22 protein-coding genes are annotated in these 24,504 nt (G+C 29.3%); 16 read left to right on the forward strand and 6 right to left on the reverse strand.

Translation table 11 applies throughout. The annotated features are described in order from the left end of the window. The first annotated feature begins 17 nt into the window (after positions 1-17). The 3 genes from rsgA to BVC87_RS07280 all read left to right on the forward strand — a co-directional run bounded on the left by rsgA (position 18) and on the right by BVC87_RS07280 (position 2,147). The gene (gene rsgA / locus BVC87_RS07270) at positions 18-965 is read left to right on the forward strand and encodes a ribosome small subunit-dependent GTPase A (protein WP_075341700.1); all 948 of its coding nucleotides are present in this window, start codon (positions 18-20) and stop codon (positions 963-965) included. An 11-nt stretch (positions 966-976) separates the two neighbouring features. Continuing rightward, positions 977-1,429 carry a D-aminoacyl-tRNA deacylase gene (dtd, locus tag BVC87_RS07275; protein ID WP_075341701.1) on the forward strand — a complete coding sequence of 151 codons (453 nt, stop codon included), beginning with the start codon at positions 977-979 and terminating at the stop codon, positions 1,427-1,429. Between the two features lie 73 nt (positions 1,430-1,502). After that, entirely contained in the window at positions 1,503-2,147 is a 645-nt protein-coding gene (locus BVC87_RS07280) for a YceI family protein (RefSeq protein ID WP_075341702.1), read from the forward strand. A gap of 143 nt (positions 2,148-2,290) precedes the next feature. Here BVC87_RS07280 and BVC87_RS07285 read toward each other — a convergent pair whose 3' ends face one another. Beyond that, on the reverse strand, positions 2,291-3,637 hold the full coding sequence (locus BVC87_RS07285; RefSeq protein WP_159439331.1) for a family 43 glycosylhydrolase: 1,347 nt from the start codon (positions 3,635-3,637) through the stop codon (positions 2,291-2,293). Between the two features lie 110 nt (positions 3,638-3,747). Further along, positions 3,748-4,470, reverse strand: a complete 723-nt coding sequence (gene lipB, locus BVC87_RS07290; protein ID WP_075341741.1) for a lipoyl(octanoyl) transferase LipB — start codon at positions 4,468-4,470, stop codon at positions 3,748-3,750. 72 nt (positions 4,471-4,542) lie between these two features. Between lipB and BVC87_RS07295 the strand changes: the two genes are divergently transcribed. After that, positions 4,543-7,869: a reprolysin-like metallopeptidase gene (locus BVC87_RS07295; RefSeq protein ID WP_075341704.1), complete on the forward strand. Its 3,327-nt coding sequence runs from the start codon at positions 4,543-4,545 to the stop codon at positions 7,867-7,869. A gap of 52 nt (positions 7,870-7,921) precedes the next feature. Here BVC87_RS07295 and BVC87_RS07300 read toward each other — a convergent pair whose 3' ends face one another. The 3 genes from BVC87_RS07300 to BVC87_RS07310 all read right to left on the reverse strand — a co-directional run bounded on the left by BVC87_RS07300 (position 7,922) and on the right by BVC87_RS07310 (position 12,395). After that, complete coding sequence (locus tag BVC87_RS07300) at positions 7,922-10,648, reverse strand: TonB-dependent receptor (protein WP_075341705.1); 2,727 nt, start codon at positions 10,646-10,648, stop codon at positions 7,922-7,924. Between the two features lie 27 nt (positions 10,649-10,675). Then, positions 10,676-11,503: a GLPGLI family protein gene (locus BVC87_RS07305; RefSeq protein WP_075341706.1), complete on the reverse strand. Its 828-nt coding sequence runs from the start codon at positions 11,501-11,503 to the stop codon at positions 10,676-10,678. Between the two features lie 70 nt (positions 11,504-11,573). Next, positions 11,574-12,395, reverse strand: coding sequence for a GLPGLI family protein (locus BVC87_RS07310; RefSeq protein ID WP_075341707.1), 822 nt, complete (start codon positions 12,393-12,395; stop codon positions 11,574-11,576). A gap of 125 nt (positions 12,396-12,520) precedes the next feature. Between BVC87_RS07310 and BVC87_RS07315 the strand changes: the two genes are divergently transcribed. The 12 genes from BVC87_RS07315 to BVC87_RS07365 all read left to right on the forward strand — a co-directional run bounded on the left by BVC87_RS07315 (position 12,521) and on the right by BVC87_RS07365 (position 23,740). After that, a complete protein-coding gene (locus tag BVC87_RS07315) occupies positions 12,521-14,041 on the forward strand; it encodes a sensor histidine kinase (RefSeq protein ID WP_075341708.1) in 1,521 nt (506 codons plus the stop codon). After that, positions 14,034-14,714, forward strand: a complete 681-nt coding sequence (locus tag BVC87_RS07320) for a response regulator transcription factor (RefSeq protein ID WP_075341709.1) — start codon at positions 14,034-14,036, stop codon at positions 14,712-14,714. The genes BVC87_RS07315 and BVC87_RS07320 overlap by 8 nt, the downstream gene beginning before the upstream one ends. 159 nt (positions 14,715-14,873) lie before the next feature. After that, complete coding sequence (locus tag BVC87_RS07325) at positions 14,874-15,488, forward strand: deoxynucleoside kinase (protein ID WP_075341710.1); 615 nt, start codon at positions 14,874-14,876, stop codon at positions 15,486-15,488. Positions 15,489-15,494: 6 nt separating this feature from the next. Next, positions 15,495-16,160: a response regulator transcription factor gene (locus BVC87_RS23920; RefSeq protein WP_075341711.1), complete on the forward strand. Its 666-nt coding sequence runs from the start codon at positions 15,495-15,497 to the stop codon at positions 16,158-16,160. Between the two features lie 81 nt (positions 16,161-16,241). After that, entirely contained in the window at positions 16,242-18,527 is a 2,286-nt protein-coding gene (locus BVC87_RS07335) for an outer membrane beta-barrel protein (RefSeq protein WP_075341712.1), read from the forward strand. Positions 18,528-18,676: 149 nt separating this feature from the next. Beyond that, positions 18,677-20,170, forward strand: a complete 1,494-nt coding sequence (locus BVC87_RS07340) for a 7TM diverse intracellular signaling domain-containing protein (RefSeq protein ID WP_075341713.1) — start codon at positions 18,677-18,679, stop codon at positions 20,168-20,170. Positions 20,171-20,396: 226 nt separating this feature from the next. Beyond that, positions 20,397-20,573: a hypothetical protein gene (locus tag BVC87_RS23370; RefSeq protein ID WP_159439332.1), complete on the forward strand. Its 177-nt coding sequence runs from the start codon at positions 20,397-20,399 to the stop codon at positions 20,571-20,573. 43 nt (positions 20,574-20,616) lie between these two features. Next, entirely contained in the window at positions 20,617-21,045 is a 429-nt protein-coding gene (locus tag BVC87_RS07345; RefSeq protein ID WP_075341714.1) for a hypothetical protein, read from the forward strand. A gap of 228 nt (positions 21,046-21,273) precedes the next feature. Beyond that, complete coding sequence (locus BVC87_RS07350) at positions 21,274-21,480, forward strand: hypothetical protein (protein ID WP_075341715.1); 207 nt, start codon at positions 21,274-21,276, stop codon at positions 21,478-21,480. 142 nt (positions 21,481-21,622) lie between these two features. After that, positions 21,623-22,612 (forward strand): ATP-grasp domain-containing protein, encoded by a 990-nt coding sequence (locus BVC87_RS07355; RefSeq protein WP_075341716.1) that lies wholly within the window; start codon positions 21,623-21,625, stop codon positions 22,610-22,612. Then, positions 22,609-22,788 (forward strand): hypothetical protein, encoded by a 180-nt coding sequence (locus BVC87_RS07360; protein WP_075341717.1) that lies wholly within the window; start codon positions 22,609-22,611, stop codon positions 22,786-22,788. Before BVC87_RS07355 ends, BVC87_RS07360 begins: the two co-directional genes overlap by 4 nt. A gap of 1 nt (position 22,789) precedes the next feature. Next, positions 22,790-23,740, forward strand: coding sequence for a hypothetical protein (locus BVC87_RS07365; RefSeq protein WP_075341718.1), 951 nt, complete (start codon positions 22,790-22,792; stop codon positions 23,738-23,740). 14 nt (positions 23,741-23,754) lie between these two features. Here the strand turns inward: BVC87_RS07365 and BVC87_RS07370 are convergent, their stop codons facing one another. Continuing rightward, positions 23,755-24,489 (reverse strand): TrmH family RNA methyltransferase, encoded by a 735-nt coding sequence (locus tag BVC87_RS07370; protein WP_075341719.1) that lies wholly within the window; start codon positions 24,487-24,489, stop codon positions 23,755-23,757. Positions 24,490-24,504: the final 15 nt, after the last annotated feature.

A 24,504-nucleotide genomic window follows, 5' to 3' on the forward strand; every position in this document is an offset into this window, starting at 1 on the left:
ATTCTCATCTTTGTTATATGATTGGAACGGTATATAAATCAACTGGAAGTTGGTATTGGGTTAAATACGACAATACTTTCTATAAATGTAGAATTAAAGGGAAATTTAGAATTAAAGGAATTAAGAGTACCAATCCTATTGCTGTTGGAGATAAAGTTGAGTTTTCATTAGAAGATAAAAGTGATGAAGAAACAGGAATTATTACTCAAATACTTGAACGTAGAAACTATATAGTACGAAAGTCTGTAAATCTATCCAAACAAACCCACATTATAGCCTCTAATATAGATCAGGTATTTCTTATAGTTACTATAGATAACCCTCCTACTTTTACCACATTTATCGATCGTTTTTTGGTAACCGCTGAGGCCTATTCTATAAAAGTAGTTTTAGTATTCAATAAAATAGATACCTATAGTATTGAGCAAAAAGCAGAAATATTATACCTTAAAGATATTTATGAGCCCATTGGTTATAAATGTATAGAAAGCTCTGCTACTACCGGTAAAAATGTAGATGAAATAAAGGAGATGATGAAAGGAAAAGTTAGTATGTTCTCAGGGCATTCTGGAGTAGGGAAAACAACCTTAGTCAATTACATAGATCCTTCATTGAATTTAAAAACCAAAGAAATCTCTGAGCAACACAAGCAAGGGCAACATACTACCACATTTGCTGAAATGTTTGATTTAAGTTTTGATGCACATATTATTGATACCCCAGGAATCAAAGGTTTTGGTGTTGTAGATATGGATAAGGATGAGTTAGGAGATTATTTCCCTGAATTTTTTGCCTTAAAACAACATTGCAAATTCAATAATTGTATACATGTTAATGAACCACATTGTGCTGTTAAAGAAGCATTAGAAAATGAAGAAATATCTTGGTCTCGTTATAAAAGTTATCTCCAAATTCTAGAAGGTGAAGAAGAAAATTATAGAACTGATATTTTATCTGGAAAATAACTAATAAGTAGATGAAAGCTGTAATTCAACGCGTTTCAAGAGCAGGTGTAACTGTAGACAATAAAATTGTAGCCCAAATCCAACAAGGTTTATTAGTTTTAGTTGGAATAGAAGATGAAGATGCTGATGAAGACATATTATGGTTGACTAAAAAGATAGTAAACCTGAGAATTTTTAATGATGAAAATAATGTGATGAATTCTTCGTTATTACAAACTAATGGTGACGCTATTATTGTAAGTCAATTTACCTTACATGCCTCAACCAAAAAAGGGAACAGACCAAGTTATATCAAAGCTTCTAAACCTGATTTTGCCATACCTATGTATGAAAAGTTCATTACTGAATTTGAAAAGAGTCTTGGTAAAAAAGTTCAAACTGGTGTATTTGGTGCTGATATGAAAGTTGATTTACTAAATGATGGCCCAGTAACCATAATTATAGATACAAAAGACAAAAAATAATTCCATAGCAGGCAAATAATAAATATATTTGCCATGGAAAATAAATTTCGTAATAATAAATAATCTAAACAAAATGAAAAAATTATTCTTATCAATAGCTGTAGTAGCTATCGCGTTAACTTCTTGTAAAGGAGAAAAAAAGGTAGAGACTAAAGCAGAAGTTAAAGTTGAAGAGAAGGTTGCTGACCCAATCGCTTCTTTTAATGTGAATGTAACTGAGTCTACTATGACTTGGAAAGGAGATAAAAAAGTAGGTGATGCACATAATGGAGACATTAAATTACAAAAAGGAATTTTTGATGTTGAAAGCGGTGTTGTAAAGGCTGGTGAATTTGTAATTGACATGAATTCTATCAACTGTTTAGATTTAGAAGCAGGAAAAGGTAAAGAGAAATTAGAAGGGCATTTAAAGGCTTCTGACTTTTTCGATGTTGAAAAATTCCCAACTGCAAAGTTTGTTGTTGCTAGTTCTGAAGTTAAAGATGGTAAACTTCATATTACTGGAAATTTAACTATTAAAGATGTAACTAAAAGCATTACTGTTCCTACTACACTTACTGAAAACGGAAATGATATTACATTAAAAAGTGACGTTTTTAATGTAGATAGAACTGACTTTGGTGTACAATATGGTTCAGGTAAGTTTTTTGATAACTTAAAAGACAAAGCTATCAACGATTTAATTGCTTTTTCTTTTGATATTAAAGCAAGAAAGTAATTCTTACACCATATAGAGAAAAAAAAAAACGAGCTTTTAAAAGCTCGTTTTTTTTATGAATTCGTTTACCTAATCTAAGAAGGTTTTTAAAATAACATTTAGATATCTCGTAAACTTAACTTGATATTATTCGTCGTTTATATTTAATCAGATAATAACAACCAATTTATATTCGCACCCTTAGTATTACCATCTTGAGTTTTGAAGGTTATAAATATATCATGTACTCCAACAATCTTTCTTGTTAAATCGGTTTTCAACGTACGCCACTTATTCCATCCTCCAGTATACTTATTTTCGAATTCCGCTATCTTTACACCATCAAAAGTATCCAATCGTATTTCAAAAGTTCCAAATCGTTGACCGCAAGCTACTCTTGCTTCAACTGTTTTTGCTTTTGTAAAATCAACACGGTTAAACCTAATCCAACCATTATTTTTAGCATCGCAAACCATCCAACCTATAGGTTCATTACCTCCAACAAACTGGGTTTTACAATTATGTATCTCATTGTATCGATCAATTTGAATAGTATCTTTTATACGTGGCGTTCCTATTCCTCGTAATGTAGGAATCACTTTATTAATAGAACCTTTACTATCTCTATTGTAAGATGGAGCTTCGTCATTAAAGGCTAAATAATCTGCACATATTGATCTTAGTTTATTAGTTCCACTAATTGCCCAATTATGATAAAAAAGTATCCATTGATTTTGATATTTAACTATAGAATGGTGGTTCGTTCCTTTACCTATATTATCCATTATTTTTCCCATATACCGAAATGGTCCAAAAGGGTTTTCGCTTTTAGCATATCCAATTGTATATCCTTCATGATGAAATCCGTGTGCAAAAGTTAGGTAATAAATTCCTTTTCGTTTAAATGGAAACATAGCTTCTTTATATCCAACTGGTAATCCTTCAATATGTCTCGGTTGGGTTTTTAGTGATTTCATGTCATCATTTAACTTTGCTACTTTTCCCTCAGCCCAATACATATATGTTTCGCCATCATCATCAATGAGAACTCCTGGATCTATACCATCTAACCCTTCAATAGGTTTTTTCTCCCATCTGAAAGGACCTGTAGGGCTATCTGAAACTCCTACTCCTATTTTATGCCATTTACGATCATGAGGTTCAGCAGGAAAATAGTAATAATATTTTCCATTTTTTTCTACACAATCTGGCGCCCACATTGTGTAAGATCCTTTTTTACCCCACGGAACCTGATAGCTATTTAAAATACGACCATGATCTTTCCATGTATTCCCGTTTTCTAAAGAGAATACATGATAACCAGGCATACAAAAACGTGGAAACTCTTTTTCTCTTCCAACTGGAGGAATGGTATCACTAGATGGATAAACATATAATTTTCCATTAAAGACACGTGCTGTAGGGTCAGCTGTAAAAACATGAGTTATAATTGGGTTTTGTGCATTACTTCTTGCTGCTATAAGTATAAGAATGCAAATAACTATTTTCACATTATTCATTTTTGCGGCATTAGATTAGCTAATCTATTCTAAATGTAGTTATCTATACCGTTATATAGTAGCTTTTAGCTTTATGTTAAGTTTAAATCTAGTATTTTATGTTAAATTAAACCATTCCAAGGCATGTCTACAAACTCATTTACCTCAAAGAGCGATTTAAAATGGTACTGAATTTTGTTTTTTACTTCTTCCAAATCAAGTTTTCTTCCTAGTTCTACCTCTAATGAGGTTACTGATTTATCATTAATCCCGCAAGGTATGATATGATCAAAATAACCTAAATTGGTATTTACATTTAGTGCAAAGCCATGCATAGTAACCCATCTGCTTGTTCTAATTCCCATAGCACATATTTTTCTAGCAAATGGTGTACCAACATCTAACCAAACTCCAGTTTCTCCGGTACTTCGCTCTCCTTTTAATCCATATTCTGCAAGCACATTAATCATAACTTCCTCTAATAATCTTAAATACTTGTGAATATCAGTAAAAAAGTTTTCCAAATCTAAAATTGGGTACCCTACTACTTGCCCAGGTCCATGATACGTAATATCTCCTCCTCTATTTATCTTATAAAAAGAAATTTCTTTCTCTTTTAACTGATTTTCATTGAGAAGTAAATGCTTCATATCACCACTTTTCCCTAAAGTATATACATGTGGATGCTCTACAAATAGTAAATAATTTGGTGTAATTTCATTACTATTTTCTCTTCTATTTCTGATTTTCAAATCCACAATACTTTGTAGTAATTCAGTTTGAAAATCCCAAGTTAACTTGTAATCTTTTTGAAATAATTCGACTAAATAGACGTTTTTATTCATATTTTTACCTCTGTTTATATCTGATGTAAGTCCCTTTTTTTTCAATGTTTACATCATAATTCTTATCCTATAATGAAGAGAATTTTATTTTTATTATTCCTATTAAATGTAAGTTTTATTTTTTCGCAAAGTTCGTGGAAAAAACTCAATTCAGAAAATACAGCGCAAAAAGGTCAAAAGGTTTTTATAAATACCGAACCTAAAGAGTACAACTTATATAGTCTTGATTTTACTGCATTTCAAAAAGAACTTAATGAAAAAAATAAAGGAACTCAAAAAATAATCAGACTTCCAGATAATTCAGGAAATCTATCTGATTTTTACATTAAAGAACATACTAATTTTGGTCAGCCTTTACACACTGACTTTGATTTTATTCGTTCTTATGATATTCAAAATAGTAAAGATGCATCTACTACGGGTAAAATAAGCATTGGAGCTGATGGAGTACATGTAACTATATACTCTCATAAACATAAAACTTTTTATATAGATCCTTATACAAAGGATAACGTATATATAGCTTATAATAGAAAAAATATTAAAGCTAAAGCATCTCATTTTGGATGCGACTTAGTAGAGAAAATAGAAAATTCTAAAAATAAGAATCCTATATCTAACAGAATTAGTAATGATGGTTTATTAAGAACATATAGATTAGCTTTATCTTGTACAGGAGAATATGCACAATTTCATATTAGAAATCAAGGAGTAGAGACGGGTAGTGAAGCACAGCAAAGAGCTGCTGTTTTATCTGCCATGAATACTACCATGACTAGAGTTAATGGACTTTTTGAAAGAGATTTATCTGTTACTATGAATATAGTGCTTGTGGGTGGGGCTAATCCATTAATTTTCTTAGATCCAGACACGGATGACTTTACAAATACTAATGGACGTCAATTATTAGACGAAAACCAAGCAGTTACTGACAATATAATAGGCACTGCTAACTATGATATTGGACACATTTTCTCTACCGGAGGTGGTGGTGTTGCTGTACTAGGTTCAGTATGTGGAAATTTTAAAGCTAATGGTGTAACAGGGTTACCTTCGCCTATTGGAGATAGTTTTAATGTTGATTTTGTTGCACATGAAATAGGTCATCAATTTGGTGGACATCATACGTTCAATGGTGATACAGGAAACTGCGCAGGGGTAAATAGAAATAACCCTACAGCTGTTGAACCTGGAAGTGGTAGTACTATAATGGCTTATGCAGGAATTTGTGCTCCTCAAAATGTTCAAAATAATAGTGATGATTATTTTCATGCAATTTCTATCCAAGAAATCAACAACTTTATAGATGCTAGAGGAAATTGTGCCACTACTGCTGATACAGGGAATACTAATCCGACTGTAAATGCTGGAGCCGATTATACTGTTCCAAAATCTACTCCTCTAATGTTAAATGGATCTGCAACTGATGCAGAAGATAATGCTACGCTAACGTATTGTTGGGAGCAAATTGATAATGAAATTACTGATCCAATACCGAATCCAGATAGTACAGGCGGAGCTCTTTTTAGATCATTGCCTCCTACTACTGTTACAAACCGATACTTCCCAACATTACAAACAGTTGTTAACGGCACCTCTTCTCAATGGGAAGTACTGCCAAATGTTGCTAGAGAAATGAACTTTTCCTTGCTAGTGAGAGATAATAGAGCTGGAGGTGGAACCACAGGAAGAGATGATGTGAAAATAACAGTTGCTGATGCTGAACCTTTTGTAGTAACCTCACAGAATTCTGCTGTAACTTGGGATGCGGCATCTACTAAACTCATCACATGGGATACATCTACTACTAATCAAGCCCCAATAAATTGTCAGAACGTAACCATTAAATTATCTGTTGATGGTGGACAAACTTTCCCAACTATTTTAGCTCAAAATGTTCCTAACGATGGTAGTCAAGAAATTACAGTTCCTAATAATCCTACCGATGAAGGTAGAATACTAGTAGAAGCAGCAGATAACATTTTTTATAATGTGAATAGTGCAAACATCACTATTTTAGATTCTGGACCAACTTTTTCATTTTCAAACACTTCTGCTAATCAAGAAATTTGCTCATCTACTACTTCTTCTACTCAATTTGTAGTGAATGTAGACTACCTAAGAGGATTTTCTGACGAAGTAAATTTCTCTGTTTCTAATTTACCAACTAATGCTACTGCAACCTTAAATCCTAGTAATTTAACTGCGCCAGGACCAATAACAGTTACCATTAACAATTTAAATAATGTAACACCTCAAAATTATAGTATCACTATTGAAGGACAATCTGTTACTACTGCTGTAACTAGACGAATTGATCTTCCAGATTTAACCGTATACAATGATGATTTTGATGAGATACAAATCAATTTCCCTAGTAATAATGATGTTAATATCACTACGGATCGCTTAACATTAGATTGGAATGACAGCTTTAATTCTACTTCATACGATGTACAATTAGCCTTAGATAACGAGTTTAATACTATAGCTTTTTCTGCTGAAAACATTACGGATAGTAATTATGAAATCCCTGATTTTTTAGAGTGGGGTACTACCTATTACTGGCGTGTTAGACCTAAAAACATCTGTGGAGATGGAGCATATTCTTTTATTAGTCAATTTACCACAGAAGAAGAAAATTTTTGTCAATCTAACTTTCAACAAGTTATTGAAAGTGAATTTATTTCTAATGTAAGTTTTAATGCAATTAATCATGACTCTGGAGACGACCATGATCCTGAACCTGATGATGGTTATCAAGATTTCACTAGTATCTCAACATCATTAGCGAGAGGAAAAACCTATCCCATAAGTGTAACATTTAACACCAGAGGTTTTCAAGATAACTGTCTAGTTTTCATTGACTGGAATAATGATAGTAGATTTAATAATGATACTGAAAAATATGATTTAGGAGAACATCGAAATACCATTTCTACCGCTACGGCTGAAATAACTGTTCCTGATAATGCTGTATTAGGTAAAATTCGTATGCGAGTGCTTATACAATACTTTGATGGTAATATTGCCATTGGACAAGGGGCTTGTGATATAGATCACAATACAGAATCTGGAGAAACGGAAGACTATTCTCTAGTAATTCTTGAAAGTGATTTGGGACAAAAAGACGATGTATTCAGTAGTTTCAGTTTAGGTCCTAACCCTACTAAAGATTATAATATCAACTTATCTTTTGATGTAGACGATATTAATACTCCAGTAACGTTACGTTTATATGATTATACAGGAAGATTATTAAAAACCATGGCGTATAGAAGTGATCTTACTTTCTTTACAGAAAGAATTGATTTCTCTGATATTGGTTTTGGTTTATACATTCTTCAAATTAAAAATGGAGAAAAAGAAGTCAACAAAAAAATAATTATCAATAGATAAAAAAGAATCCATGATAACAAAAGCTCCTTTTTTAAAGGAGCTTTTTGTTGTTTTATAAATTATAAGTAACTGAAAAGGTGAGAAACCTAGGTTGAACTATATATACCGAAGAACTATTAAAAATAGCATTTGAATCATCTTGATTTAATGATTTCGTATTTAATAAGTTGGTTGCTTTAATTTTATATTCCCATTTACTATCTCCTTTTTGATAGCTTAAATCTGCATCCCAAAAACTATAGTCATTTAATGTGCTAGATTGATTTCTAAAGTTATTATACGTATATCTAGTATTAAATATCAAATTATCCGTAATAAATGCATCAAAATTTACAAAAGGACTATGGGTCGTAAACGTATTTACTATTCCTCCTTGATCATAGGTATTAATACTTACATTATAACCTATATCAAAATTTGGAAAATCTTTAAAATTAGAACTAAATCTTGTTCTGTAAGATTGTGTAAATGAATTCGATTCTCTGTTTTCGTTTTCTCCAATTTCTCTAGAAAAGAAAAGGTTATTTGACACTGCATATGCTAGATTACCGCCTAAAGTAATCTTGAATTTTCTATAACTTTTTTGAAAATTAGCATTCGCAGAAATCGTTTCATCTGGAAACGCTGAATTAATAGAACTAGAGACTTGATCTACACCATTAAAGACAGTAACTCCTTTTACAGCATCGATTAATTTACTATAATTTACACTAGCAAAAACATTTGTATAATTAAACATATTAAAACTGAAGTAACTTAGATTTATAGTATGAGATAATGAACTCTCTAACTCTCTATTACCACTGTATAAACGGTTATAATTATTAAACACAAAATTTTCTGCAACTCTATTAATATCCGTAAAACTTACTTGTTGACTATAATTTAATCGTAAGGTTTCCGATTTTTTTAACGCTAATTTTACCGAAGCATCTGGTAGAAGTTTTGTAAAACTATTATCAAAAACACTACCCAATTGTGTATTTACTGCCGAATATTTATGTGCTGTAAAACCTTGATTAAAGGTAAAAATACCTGTAATGAATTTATAATGCAAGCCTAAATAATAATCGTCAAAAGTATACGCTACATCATTAATTGTATTCGGATTTGAAATATGTACTTGGTCTCCATTATCTAATACTTGGAAAACATCTGAATTAAATTGCTGATTGCTTAAAGTTGTACCTAACGTGAGATTTAAATGACTTTTAGGATTAATCACATAATAGTAATCTAACTTGGCATCCAATTTATTTGTTTTAACTCTTTTGTTTTGTGAAACATCAAATAATGACTGATTGGTAAGTCCTAATTGATTAAAAAATGATAGTTGTAATAATTGTGCGTTATAAAACGGATCTTCATCTTGCCATAAATGTTGCGCTTCAAAAGCAAAGATGTTACTCTCATTTAATGTATAGTAATAATTTACATTTTGATTGATAGAAAATGGATTCTGACTTGTTAATTGTGTAATAGGTAATGAGGTTACATTTCCATCAATAGTTGTTCTATTTGAAGTTAATAATTGATTTTCTTTTTGTCCAGAGACCTTTGCAAAAATATCATAGTCTAATTGATTATTTGTATTTGCTTTATAACTTGAACTTAATTTAATTAAGCCTAAATCACTTTGTTGATTTGTTAAGCTTTCTGTAGTTTCTGTTGCAATAGATTGGCTATCATTTTCATCTGGATTTAAATAATTTCGTATAGTATTCTCTTCTAAATCAGTGTCTGAACCTGAATAGATAGCAAAACCGCTTACATCCCAATTTTCTTTAGGCGAATAACTAAAGTTTAAAGCCCCAAAACGAGAAACTATTTCTTTAGCTTTATTATTTCTCAACGTTAAAAAACCAATATCTGAAGAAGCTACATTAAACCCTGTACCTCTTCCTCCAGAACCTCTAAAACCTCCTGTGAATTTAAAATAGTCTCGTCGAGTAAAGGGTACTTCTCCTATGTTATTAAAATCGGTAATTAGATTTAAACTAAATTTTGGACTGTAGTAAAATAATTTAGGATGTACTATATACCTTGTATCTTCACGTGCCATACCAATTCCTACTGAAATCTCTCCAAACCAAAAGTTTTTCTTTCCTTCTTTTAATTTTAAATTGATAACAATATTATCTTCATTATCCGTTACACTACTCATTTGTTGTACTTCACTATGATTCTTTAGTACCTGAACCTTATCAATTGCATTCGCAGGTATATTTTTGGTAGCCAACTTAGAATCTCCATCAAAAAAATCTTTCCCTTCTACCATTACTTTACTAACCGTCTTACCTTCTACCTGAATTTCCCCTTCATCATTTACTTCTACTCCAGGCAGTTTTTTAAGCACATCTCCTAATTTTTTTTCTGTACCACTCTTAAAAGAATCGGCATTATACACAATAGTATCTCCTTTAACTGTTACTGGCATTTTAGAAATAATTTCTACCTCATCTAAGGTATTATCTAATTCTAAAACTATGTTTTTATTTAATTCAGATTCTTCTGTAGTAATTAGAATCTCTCTTGTTTTCATTCCTACATAACTAGCTCTAATACTATACTTTGAATTTCTCTTCAAATTCAATTTATAATTCCCAAATGCATCCGTAAATCCATATGAATCTATTTTTTTTGTTTGCTGATTCATTGCAATTATATTGGCCATTTCTAGGACATTTCCATTTGCATCTGAAATAACACCTGTTAGTTTAATTTGGGCACTAGCATAACTAGCAATTAAAATAATTGCCAAGAGTACTATTTTTTTCATTCCTAAAATTTTGTTGTTGAATATTTCTTAACGCCTAGATCGGCCTCCTCTACGACCTCTCCATATTTCTCTCATCTCCTTCATCTTCTTTTTTACAATTTCGTTGTATTCTACTCTGGTTACTTTATCTCCTTTAGTTAATTGCTTTATTTCAATTCTTTCATTTGGATTCAATACTACTTCAGTACATAAAATTGTTGTTCTATCAGAATTTACTTCTAAAATTAATCCAGGTAAACCCCAAAAATCAGCCGGACCATTACTTATTGGTATTTGAGGAGTATACCAAGCTGTAACTAAAACTTCCTTAGGCTTTTTTTTCTCTTCTGGAGTTTGTCTACTCCTTTTAGTTCCACCTCTTTTTGGTCTTTCCCTTCTACTCCAATCAAAAGCATTTGTTTCCTTCAGCATTATTGCTTTATAACACATATAGTTTCCTATTTTTTTTGTCTCTCCACTCATTTCCCATTGTGGTAAACTAGCATCATCTTCTATCAAAAAGTTTTTGCCAAAAAATTCCTTTTTCTCTAAAAAAATCTTGTCTGATGTGTTTTTGTATAGTGTACCAATTGACATGCTACTAAATCGAAAATTGCCTTTTCCTGGAACTTCTAATTTTTCTTCTTCTTTATATATTGATTCATTTTTATTGAAATTTAGAATGTAAGTTTTGTTTAACATATTTGTCATGCCTTCTAAAACTCTTTTCTTTTGCTCTTCAGACATTTGCCTATTATTGAATCGATCAGCATCAAATGTTGTTTTAGTTTTATAAACCGCTTTACCGTAAAAATCATTTTGAGCAAAACCTATAAAAGTGAAGCAAATAAGTAGACTAGTAAAAAATAATTTCATTATTGATTGATTTTTAGTTGTGTTACTTTGACAACAAAAAATCATAATGGTTTAATCTATTTCTTAAAAATTAGCCCCTAATTTCAATGCTCATAGAATCTCCTCCTCTTTTACTTTTGAATCTTTCAATCATTTCTTGAGTTTTTTCTTTTACAATGGCTTCCATTTCTTTTTGGTTTACCTTTTTACCTTTAGTAGGCTCTTTTATTTCTATTTTTTGGCCTGGATTAAGAACCACTTCAGAACAAACAATCGACTGCTTACCTTCATGTACTTCTAAAATCAAACCAGGCAACCCCCAATACATTGACGGACCATCACTTACAGGGATTTCAGGAGTAAACCATGCTGTAGTCACTACTGTTACTTTTTCTTTTTTTTCTTCAACCTCTCCATCCGTCATCATATGAGACACTCTTTCTTCTTCTTTAGTTCTTGTTGCCTTGTAACATGTATATATTCCAATTTTTTTAGTTTCATCTGTCATTTCCCATTCTGGGTCTAATAAAACATCTTGTATAAGAAATCGTTTTCCACTAATTTCGGTTTTATTACTATATCTTTTTTCTGATGTATTTTTATACAGTACATCGTTAGCTCCTCCATTTCCGAAAACCATAACATTCACTCCCCCAGTTTGCACTTCAGGCTCTAACTCTTGATTTTCTGTATATGTAGAATTTGTTTTTGTGAAATTTAGTGTAAATGTTTTTTGAAACATTTTCTTTAATCTTTTCATAATGTAATCATCTAGCTCCTTATCTTCAGAACCTTTAACTTCTGCTTTGTTCTTTTCAAAACTTCTATGTGTTTTGTATACTGCCTTCCCTTGAAATTCTTGTCCCTGTGAAATGAAACAAATCATAAATGATACTATTAAAATAATTCTCATCTTTTTTATTTTTATATTTAAGTTATTTCACAAAGATGTAGACAAAATCTAATCAGTAAAGTTAACTAGTGTTAACTAGTGTTAATCGACTTATATTTAAGCATATATAAATGTATTTTTGAAGCATGAATACTAAAAGATATAACTGGATTTTTTACTTCATAATCATAACAATTATTACAACTTTAATTGTACAATTTTATTGGAATTATAAAAACTACCAGCTTAATAAACAGAGAGTTCATAACGAAATTAAAGAGAGTTTTGAAGATGCTGTAGATGATTATATTACGAGATCTGATGTCGCTATCTATTTGAATAGTTTTAGAAGAAATGAAAATCCACAAAACGATTATATTAAAACAATGGATAGTTTATTCATTATTTTCCCTTTAGTAAATGAAAAATATAAATTAGAAAAAAGCTATTATTTAAACAATAAAGATAGTTTACCTAAAAAAAGAAAAATTTCTAAAAATTATTCGCTAGATAGTATTGTAAAGAAGTTTTCTTCTCCTCTTTTAAATCAGAAAAAAATTACTGTAAAAAGTTTTGATACTATTAAAAATTACACCAAAATAGTAACTGTTAAGGATAATTCATATTTCCAAAACAAACTAAAAATGATTATTGATATAATGGATGAACGTATATTAGATATTAACGAAATAGATTCATTATTAAAAAATTCGTTAGACGGAAAAAAAATAAATGCTAATTATAGTTTTGAATACTCTATTAAGGATAAAAAAATTATAAATTTTGAAGATTTTTCTCAAAACAATTTTAAAATACTTAGATCAGATTCCCCAAGATTACCTTCAAAAAGTAATTTAAAACTAAAATATACAAGTCCTAGTATTGAAATTTTAAAACGAAGTTTTACTGGAATATTACTTTCTTTATTGTTATCTCTAGCAGTAATTTCTAGCTTATTCTATCTGTTAAAAGTGATTCAACAACAGAAACAATTGGCCGAAATAAAAAATGATTTGATTAGTAATATTACCCACGAATTTAAAACTCCAATAACTACAGTATCCACCGCTTTAGAAGCTATTACTAGTTTTAATGTTGTGCAAGATGTGGAAAAAACCAAAAAGTATATAGCAATTTCGGAACATCAAATTCAAAAATTACATCTAATGGTAGAAAAACTATTAGAAACAGCAACACTTGATAGTGAAAAATTATTATTAAAAGAAGAACCTATTGATATTATTCATCTATTAGAAAAACTTAGTAATAAACATCAATTATTTACAACGGAAAAAGAAATACTCTTTTCTTCAAATATTGAAACATTAACCATTCAAGTTGATCCATTTCATTTAGAGAATGCTATTTCTAATTTACTTGATAATGCCATAAAATATGGAGGAAATATGATTAAGCTTATTTGTAAGGACAGCAACAAAGAAATTGAAATAAGTGTATCTGATAATGGTTTGGGTATAGATAAAAATCAACAAGAAAAAATCTTTGATAAATTTTATAGAGTTCCTAAGGGAAATACTCACGACGTAAAAGGTTTTGGTATTGGGCTATATTACACAAAAAAGATTATTGAAAAACACAAAGGGAGTATTCAGTTAACTTCTACTCCTGAAGCAACTACATTTAAAATTCTATTACCGCATGAATAAAAATATTAAACTATTATTAGCTGAAGATGAGCCCAGTCTTGGACAAATAGTAAAGGAAAGTTTAGAAACTAGAAACTTCGAGGTATTTCATGCATTAAATGGTGAAGAAGCTTATAAAATATACTGTAAAGAACAACCTGAAATTTTGGTATTGGATGTAATGATGCCCAAAAAAGATGGGTTTACTTTAGCTCAGGAAATCAGGCAAGAAAACGCCACGATTCCTATTATTTTTTTAACTGCAAAATCACAAACCAAAGATGTCATAGATGGTTTTAAACATGGTGGTAACGATTATCTAAAAAAACCATTCTCTATGGAAGAACTCATTGTAAGAGTTCATAATTTACTAGATAGAATTACTTTAAAAAGGAATAATGAGAGTATTAGTATTGGTCAATACGTTTTTAATTATGAAAAGCAAAAATTGTTTTTTAATGATCAAACCATAATACTTACACACAGAGAAAGTCAACTGCTATATCACCTAATAGAAAGAAAAAATGAAGTTTTGGATCGTTCTTTTATCTTAAAAAAGCTCTGGGGTAATGATGATTTTTTTAATGCTCGTAGTATGGATGTTTTTATTTCTAAACTTAGAAAAAAACTACAGCAAGATATTTCTATAGAAATTATTAATATTCGTGGATATGGTTATAAATTAACTTGTTGATATTACAAAAAAACTGTTCTCAATATTGAATAAAAAAATTCATAAACACCATATACTAATTTGTGAAATTTACAGTTATATTCTAGTAAATAAAACCTCCCCATTATAAAAATAGTCGGAAATAATATGTAATTTTGACCGGCTTTAAAACCAAAACAAATGCACGTAGCTATAGCAGGTAATATTGGCGCAGGAAAAACTACCTTAACTAAATTATTAGCAAAACATTACAATTGGCAACCTCATTTTGAATCTGTAGATGAAAATCCGTATTTGGATGATTTTTATGGTGAAATGGAGCGTTGGTCTTTTAATTTACAAGTTTATTTCTTGAACAGTAGGTTTCGTCAAATTTTAGAGTTTAGAGAGTCTGGTAAAAATGTAATTCAAGATAGAACTATTTATGAAGATGCACATATTTTTGCTCCTAACTTGCATGCAATGGGCTTAATGACCAATCGTGATTTTAGCAACTATACCTCTCTATTTGAATTGATGGAAAAGTTAGTTAATGCCCCTGATTTATTAATTTATTTACGTGCTGACATTTCTACATTGGTTGGACAAATTCATAAACGTGGTAGAGACTACGAAAGTTCAATTAGTATAGATTATTTAAGTCGATTAAATGAACGTTATGAGGCTTGGATTAGTAAATACAATAAAGGGAAATTGTTGGTTATAGATGTCAATAAACTAGACTTTGTCGATAATCAAGAAGATTTAGGGTATATTATCGATAGAATAGATGCTCAAATAAATGGATTATTTTAAAATAATATGTCTATTAGAAAAATATATACTCTACTATTTCTTTCTATATCTAGTTTTGTTTTTTCTAAAAACATATCACCTGATAAATTTGTAAAAGCAACACATAACAGCTTTTTTTATAACGTCAAAAAAGTAAATTATGAGTTCAAAAAAGATTTGTTTGATCGATCTATTCAGAAAAATAAAACAAATCAAAAAGATACCACTCTCTTTATTAAATTAGATAGTATTAAACAATTACATCAAAAGAAATTACTCCAAAAAGATGTACTAAAAAACACTAGCTATTACACAAACTTCTTAAAAGATTTAAAAAATAGTACAATTTCTAGCGATCAATATATTTTTTTAGAGAACGAATTACTCAAAATTTCTGTTGTTAATACCGATAAAAAATTCCGTTTTATCAGAATGATAGCAATACTTTTGTTTATCAGTATTGTCCTCATTATACTATACATTTTAAAAACTACCAAAAAGAAAGTCACTACAGTAGATTTAACAAAACAAGAAATTGCTATAAAGGAACTTATTATTCATGGTAAAACAAATAAAGAAATTGCTAATGAGTTACACATTAGTTTAAATACTGTGAAAACGCATATTTCAAACATCTACCAAAAACTAAACATCTCTAATAGAAGGGATTTGATACTTAATTTTAAAAATTAGTACTGGTACTAGTACTAAAATCACCCTGTAGTTCCTAATTTTTATAATCACTTTTTAAGTTTTTTGCTTCAAAAACAACTAATGAAGCATTTCACTTTTATCTTACTTTTAATCTTATCAAGCTCCCTATTCAGTCAAACAAATTTTTCTATTTCTGGAACTGTTTACGATACTAATAGTACTATAGTTGATAATGGAGATCTACTACTTATTTCAAAAAATAATGGAAAGATACTTACCTATACTTTTATTGAAAACGGTAAGTTTTATTTTGATGCCATTAAACAAGGAACATATATTTTAAAAATACATGCTATCTCTTATGAGGAGTTTTCACAGGAAATAATCCTCAATAACAATATTGACCTCCAATTTTCTTTAACTCCAAAACACAACCTTTTAAACGAAGTAGAAATAACAACTCGTAAAAGATTGATTCAAAACAAAAAAGGAAATATTCTAATCAATGTAGAAAACAGTATTTTTTCAGCAGAACCAACTACTACTAATTTACTCGCAAAACTTCCCAAACTACAAGTTAATGAAACACAAGAAACACTTGAAATAATAGGTAAAGGAACTCCTTTAATTTATATAGACAATCAACAAGTTCCTTTTCAAATGCTAAATACACTCCAAGTTGATGACATAAAAACTATAGAGATCATTAACAATCCTTCTGTTAAATATGAAGCCAATGCTAATGCTGTACTTCTGATTACGCTTAAAAAAAACACCTCAAACGAGCTAAAAATACTCTTAAGAGAAACTACTGCTTTTAAAAGATTTTTCAATAATTATATATCGAGTTACGTTAGCTTTAAAAAAAATAAAAACGAGATTAAATTAAGTATTGCATATAATGCGATGAATGTCTGGGAACGAAATAACACTTCGTATGCTATCCCTAGCGAAAATATTGTGTCGAATCATGTAATAACATCCGTTACTAATAGAAAGCAAGCTGTATTCAATGGTGGGTTTTATCATCAAATTAATGACAAGGATTATTTTTCTATTAATTCAAATACCCAAGCACAAAAAGAACCTTTTTCTTTCAATACCATTACTAATTATAGCGAAGATAATATGCTAGATACAATTGATACTTCTACTAATGATTTAGGGAGCAGGTATTTTACTACAACTTCTTTAAATTATCAAAAACAATTTAAAAATACTGACATTCTTTTTTTTGGTGCACAACACGTTTTTTATGTAAAAAAGATAACAAATAATATTACCAACACCAGTAATGATCAAACTTTTGATGTGACCAGAACTCAAAACTTTTCTATTGATTCTTACATTGCTAAAATCAATTACGAGAAGAAGTTTTCTGAAAATAGCACATTAGAAAGTGGTATTTCCTTTTTAAAGACTAAAACAGGTAACGATAATAATTCTATAATTTATAATTTCATTGAAGAGAATAAAGCTTTTTACCTTCAATTATCTTCAAAATTATTCAAAAAATTAAATTACTCTTTAGGTTTCCGAGTTGAAGGCAATACAACTTTAGGATATTTTACAGACAGAAAAGATGATCGATCTTATCGAAAAAACACATTCCTATTTCCAAAATTTAATATTCATATTCCTTTTAAAAAAGAGCAATCTTTAACATTAAATTACAGTAAGAATATTGCAAGACCAGCTTTTTCTTCACTTTCAAATACTGCTGCATATGTAAATCCTTATATTGAATTTACAGGAAATTTAAATCTTAAAAATGCTGTTACAGATGAACTTTCTTTGCATTATTCTTTTAATAAAAAAGCGATAACTCTTGAATATAGTTATACCAAAAATTCTATTAAGCCATTTACATTCAATTACAATCCTTCAAACCAAACTACAACCATACTACCTTTAAATTTTACTGAAAGAACAAATATTCGTTTAGAGGCTAATATTCCTATTTCGTATGGACTTTGGTCTTCAGAAAATAGTTTAAACTTTTTGTATTCTCGATTTGTTGATCATCATTCAATTGAAACAAATTTAAAACCTTATTTATATTATTATTCCAATCAAACATTCTCCATAAATAATATCACTTCCTTTAATCTCAATTTATGGGGAACCACTCTAAAAGGAGAAGGTCCTTTTAGTACATTACCCGTTTTTACTATGAATGCATCTTTTCAAAAGAAATTTAAAAATATAGATCTCACCTTAAGCTATAATGATATTTTCAACACACTAGAGTTTAGTGAAAATCATATGTTACCTAACATAAATGGTAATACACTATTCTTTACAGATGTGAATGCTTTTTCTTTAGCATTGAAATATAATTTTGGTAAAATCAGAAAGAGTAATTACAAGAATAAAACTGTTAGTAATACGAGAAGGATTAGATAAGTTTGTATATCTATTTTTCAGATCTTCACTTTATGATGATTTTTTTAAGTTTTTGTTATTTTATATATATTTATTACGATAATTTTTAAATAAAACCTAATTATTATAATAAAACTATAAAAATTAGTCCTCCAAAAAATCTAACTAAAATGATAGGAAGAAGATTTCTATTACTGCTATTTGTATTCATAATTTATATAATTCCTATATACTCTAGCGAGCATAAAAATGATTTAAGTCACATTACTTTTACTTATAACTACTATATAGATAAGGCTAATGAATTCCAAATAAATAAATCTCTAGAGATTCCTTTTAGAAACTCAACCCCTATTAATTTTCCTTTTTTTAAAGGAACGATTTTTATAAAAATTACCTTAAATAATACAAGCCCTTTACAACAAGAACTTGTTCTCTTCAACAATGATATTATCAACAGAAATTATTATTTCTATACATTATCTCATACACCTAACATACAGCAAACTCCCTGTAACAATAGATCTTTTAGTTTTAGTAAACCCAATTATAAGATAACATTACATCCAAACGAGCAAAAAGTCTATTACATTCAATGTAAAAGTGATGGTAGAGCCATTCGGGCCACTCCTCATATTGTTTCTCTAAATCATTTTATTAGTTTAATGCGTCAAGAAAATATTAAAAACACCTTTTTCTATGGTGTTATTTTTATAATCTTACTAATTAATATTTTCTATTGGAGGTTTTTACAGAAGAAAGTATATCTCTATTACGTATCTTATATACTATTCACACTACTTTTCTATTTAGGATTTGATGGCTACCTTTTTAACCTAGGTATTTCCGATACTATTATAGAACATTTTATATTTTTTGCTCTAAAGTGTATGGTTTTTGCGCTGCTACTATTCAGTGCATATTTCCTAAACATTAAAAACTCTAACCCTAACTTTTACAAACATTTAAAAAGATATACTGCTATGATAATGGTAAGTGTATTAGTGTATCAATTATTTTTCTGCACTTATGAGGTAGGTAAAATTCATATTATTGAATTCTGTTTTGGTTTTGTATGGCTCTTCTTACTCATATATATGATTGTAATTGCACTACAAAAAAACCGAGCCAATACTCGTTACTATCTTTTAGCCATAAGTACTGCTTTATTTTTTGTTTTAATTGGTATTATAAATATCAGTTTAAAAACAGGAACAACAGGGAAATTTTTATTTAAAATCGGTACTACCATTGAGTTTATAATTTTCACCTATGTAACAGCCAAAATATTAGAAAGGAATACTAAAAAATTACAATCGAAGCTTTCTGAAGTACATACACATCAACTAAAAAAGACCGACTTACTTACTATTTTTAAACTTTTAGAAGCTAATATTACCTGTGAAGAAGAATGGACTACCTTTAAAAATAAATTACAAGAATTAAATCCAAATTTTTTGACTAACCTCTATCAAAATCATCCCACACTTTCTAAATCTGAAATAAGGTTACTCACTTTAGTTAAAATAGGTTTTACACAAAAAGAAATTGCCAATGTTTTATATATAGCTCAAGAGAGTGTGAAAAAAGCTAAGCAGCGTGTTAGAAAAAAAATAGGGTTAAGTAAAGAAATAACTTTATCTAATTATTTAGCCACTATATAACTCATTATCCTCAGTTTTTTAGGGCTTTTTTATCTTGTCCCCTATTTTGTATCCCTACTAAAATCACAAAGTAATCATTTCTTTTTATAGGTTTGAAGAAGGTTATACTCGTACATATCTGTTGAGTGATTCCTAATTGCCAGATTAGATAAACCTACTTTAATGATCATCCAAAATATTAAACCTTGGCTATAGCTAACAGTATAGTCAATTAAAAAATTAAGAAATGAAAACAACAAACTTTTTTAAAACACTTACTAAACATCAATTATTACAGCTTAAAGGAGGAAGAAAAAACAACACATGTAACACTAACAGAGGAACAATTAATGACCATGATGAAAATGATGATGAAGACATGATAACTACTCCTATTGGCAGTCTAATAGTTAAAAGAAAATAATAGTACAAACCTTACCTGTTTAACCTCTCTAAAAAATAGTATAATGAAATTTAAAACTATTTATATTCTAGTATTTGCGCTACTGTTGTCGTGTACTTCCGAAGATAACTTAATCGAAACTACCTCTAAACCAACACCTTCATTGAGAAGTAAAAAAATGATAGAAAAAAACAAAAGATTTCCTTGGTATATTCCAACTATTTCTGGATGTGGAGGAGGGTTTAATGTTACGATAGCTTCTGAAAGTGGATTTGTTCCTACAGGGCAATTATTTAGTTATGAAATATATTTAGAAGACACTTATCCTGATGGGGCCATTCTTGATTCTGGAGAAATTTCTTCTGGAGAAAACACAAATTGGGTTTTAGCACCTTGTACAACATATGTATTTGTTTTTCATAACACACCATGGTCTCCTACTATTACAGTAACTGGTATTACAGATGGATGTGGAGGAATATTCATTTGTTAAAACCACGCCTATATACTGTTCTTAAATATTAGTTATCATAAAGCTTTGCTTTGACTAATATAACAGAATGAATACATCTAAGGTGTGCTGGCACACATCTTAAAAACCTCTCTAATTGCCAGATTAGAGAAATGTAGTGGTAAGCTGAAAACACTTGTGTAATCTAAAAAGAGTAAGCATTAACCTTTGGCTAAAACTAAAAGCCAATCTTTTAAAACTATTTTAATTATGAAATCTTTTGAAAAATTTAAAAACAAAAAAACAGCATTAAAAAATATTATTGGAGGTGCTCCTAACTATGAAAAAACTTATGGTTATAATCATGAAACAGGCGAAGAAGAGTCAGATTTAGCCGGTAGATGTTTTGGTGCTCATCCTAGTAATGGTACATATACTGACTATTATGCAAAGCGTAGTTATGTAGCTGCTGGTTAATTATTACATAAGACTGTCTAAGAAGACATTACGACAAACAAAACGAAGGAATCTTTGTAAAACTACAACTCTAATTATAAAGTTACTGATTCTTTCACAAGAACATTAATTACTTCTTAGACAGCCTATTTATAATCAATTTATGAAAACAACAACCTCTATTACAAAACAACCAGAAATTTTAATCATTTCATCTGAAGAAGATTCTAATTACAAATCAATAACTGAATGGCTTGCTTATTATAAGGCTGATTTCTTTTGTATAAATGCCTACAGCGACATTTTAAGTATACATAGTTATGATATGCAAACACAAGAAATGTCTTTACTTATAGAGAATCAGAATCAGGAATTCATAATAGATATAAACAATGTAAAAACTGTTTTTATACGAAAAGGAATATTAAACTTTAAAGTGAATCCGATTTCAGATGCATTATTAAAACAACATGCTGTTTTAGATTATATATATCATTATGAAAAATCTCTAAATGAGTTTCTTGAATATTATTTTCGATCAAGATGTAATGTTATTGGTTTATGGGGAGCTGCTTTTATCAATAAATTGATTGTTTTAGAAGAAGCTAAAAAAGTAGATTTTAAAATACCTGAAACATTCTTAAAAACAAACTTAAACACCTTAAAAACTAATACCTCATATATTTCAAAAACAGTTGCAATTCCTCTAATTACAACTTCTAACCATAAAAAATTCATGACCTATACGGGTAAACTAGATTTTTCTTTATTTCCGAAAAGAATAATGACTTCATTAATTCAAAAAGAAATAAAAAAGCTATTTGAGATACGAGTATTTGTTTTTCTAAAAAAAATATATTCCATGGCGATCTTCTCGCAGATGAATAAAGAGTCAGTAGTTGATTATAGAGTATATAACAATGATACTCCTTACTTAGAAGAACCTTATACAATTCCAAATTATCTACAAAAGAAAATTTTGAAATTAATGGAAGTTTTGAAATTAAATACAGGATCATTTGACTTCATGTATACCGAAGATGGTGAATATTATTTTTTAGAAGTGAATCCTGTTGGACAGTTTGGACACTTAGGAAGAGTTTGCGGTGTTGATTTAAATAAAGTTATTGCTCAAGAAATTATCTCATTATGAAAAACAATCACGAATACATAACACAACTAAAAAAATATGGTCTTCCTGCAGATGTATTGAATGTCAATTCATTTCCGATAAAACAAAATACTACTCAAAAAACAAACCATCTCTATTCTAAAATTAGTAGAGCCAATTGGAACAACTTTATAATGCCTTTTAAAAAAATTATATAAAATGTACGGAATTTCAAGTAATATAACACTTACCAAAGGATATCGTAAGAGCATTTTAGCCAATTTCGGAAGTAGAGATATCTTTCATATCAACAATACTGAAGTCAAAGAAATCGCTACACTATTTGAACAACGTTTTTTTGAAAAAGAAGAAGTTAGTCCCGAGTTATTTCAATTTCTATATGACCATAGAATGATATATAAAACCCAAAAAAAAATCCAACATCATTTCCCTAAAATCAATAGAATATATGAATCAAGACACACAATTGAATTTTTAATACTAGATTATTCAAACGATACTACATTACAAAAAGCAATTGAAATATGTAGTGCTATTAGAATTCCTAATTTGTTAATCAGAGGAAACAAAAATATAATTGATAGAATAAGAAACTCTATTTCAAATCTATCTTACCCTGAATCTGTTACCTTCATTACTTCTAACCCATCCCTTCTTAAATTAAAAAATTTGTTTAGAATTGTCATTCAAGAAGAAGACATTCAATCATTTGTAAATAGAGACACAATTGACCTAAACCCTATTTTATTTACAGAGTCTCTTTCTTATCATACTTACTTTCACAAAAAAATATATATCGATTCTAATGGTTTTGTTAAAAACACCCCTGAGTCTAAAGAGGTATTTCTCAATATAAAAGAAAGTAACTTTATAGAAAAAATTAAAAACATAATCATTACAAAAGAATTTAGAAAATATTGGAAAGTTCATAAGGACCTATGTGATATTTGTAAACATTGCGAGTTTAGGCATATGTGTGTAGATAATAGGATCCCTTTTCAAAGAATTCCCAAAGAATGGTATCATGAAAACGAATGTACCTACAATCCATTCATTTCAAAATGGCAAGGAGAAAAAGGATATCAATCTATTAAATCATTAGGAATAAGGAGTACTAAAGACGAGTTTTCATCACCATTAAAAATCTGATTTAATGAATACTATCAAACATTTCTTTTAAATTCACTCAATAAAATAGCAGTAGCAGTAGCCACATTTAAACTCTCCGTTTCTTGAGTTTCACCAAATCTAGGAATACTTATTTTATTGGATACTACACTTCGTATCTCTTTAGATATACCGTTAGCTTCATTTCCCATAATCAGTATTGCTTTTTCAGGTAACACTGTTTTATACACATTAGTCCCCTCCATATCAGCTATATATGTTGGAAGTTTTGTTTCCTCAAGGAAAGAAGATAAATTAGTATAATTAATAGAAACTCTAGTAATAGACCCCATAGTAGATTGAATTACTTTTTGATTATAGCAATCTACAGTATCTGTAGAACAAATCAATTGTTCAATACCAAACCAGTCACATAGTCGAATAATAGTACCCAAGTTTCCAGGGTCATTAATTCCATCGAGAGCTACTACTAAACCTTTTACTTCATTTTCTTCAGGTACTGGAATTTCAAAAACTCCTAATACTTTATTTGGTGTTTTTAAACTACTAATTTTTTTTAGTTCTACTTCAGAAATTTGAGTTGTTTTTTCTAAATATTGAGAAGGCACGTCAAAATCTTCTGTTGTAAAAAGCATATGGAGTTGTAGTGAGGAACTTAATAATTCTCCTACAACTTTAACTCCTTCTGCTACAAAAAGCTGATGTGTTTTTCTATATTTTTTTTGTCCTAAGCTATTGATTAATTTAATTTGGTTTTTAGATAGACTCATTTGTAGTTTTTTAAC

Source organism: Tenacibaculum agarivorans (assembly GCF_001936575.1).
GTDB classification, from domain to species: domain Bacteria; phylum Bacteroidota; class Bacteroidia; order Flavobacteriales; family Flavobacteriaceae; genus Polaribacter; species Polaribacter agarivorans.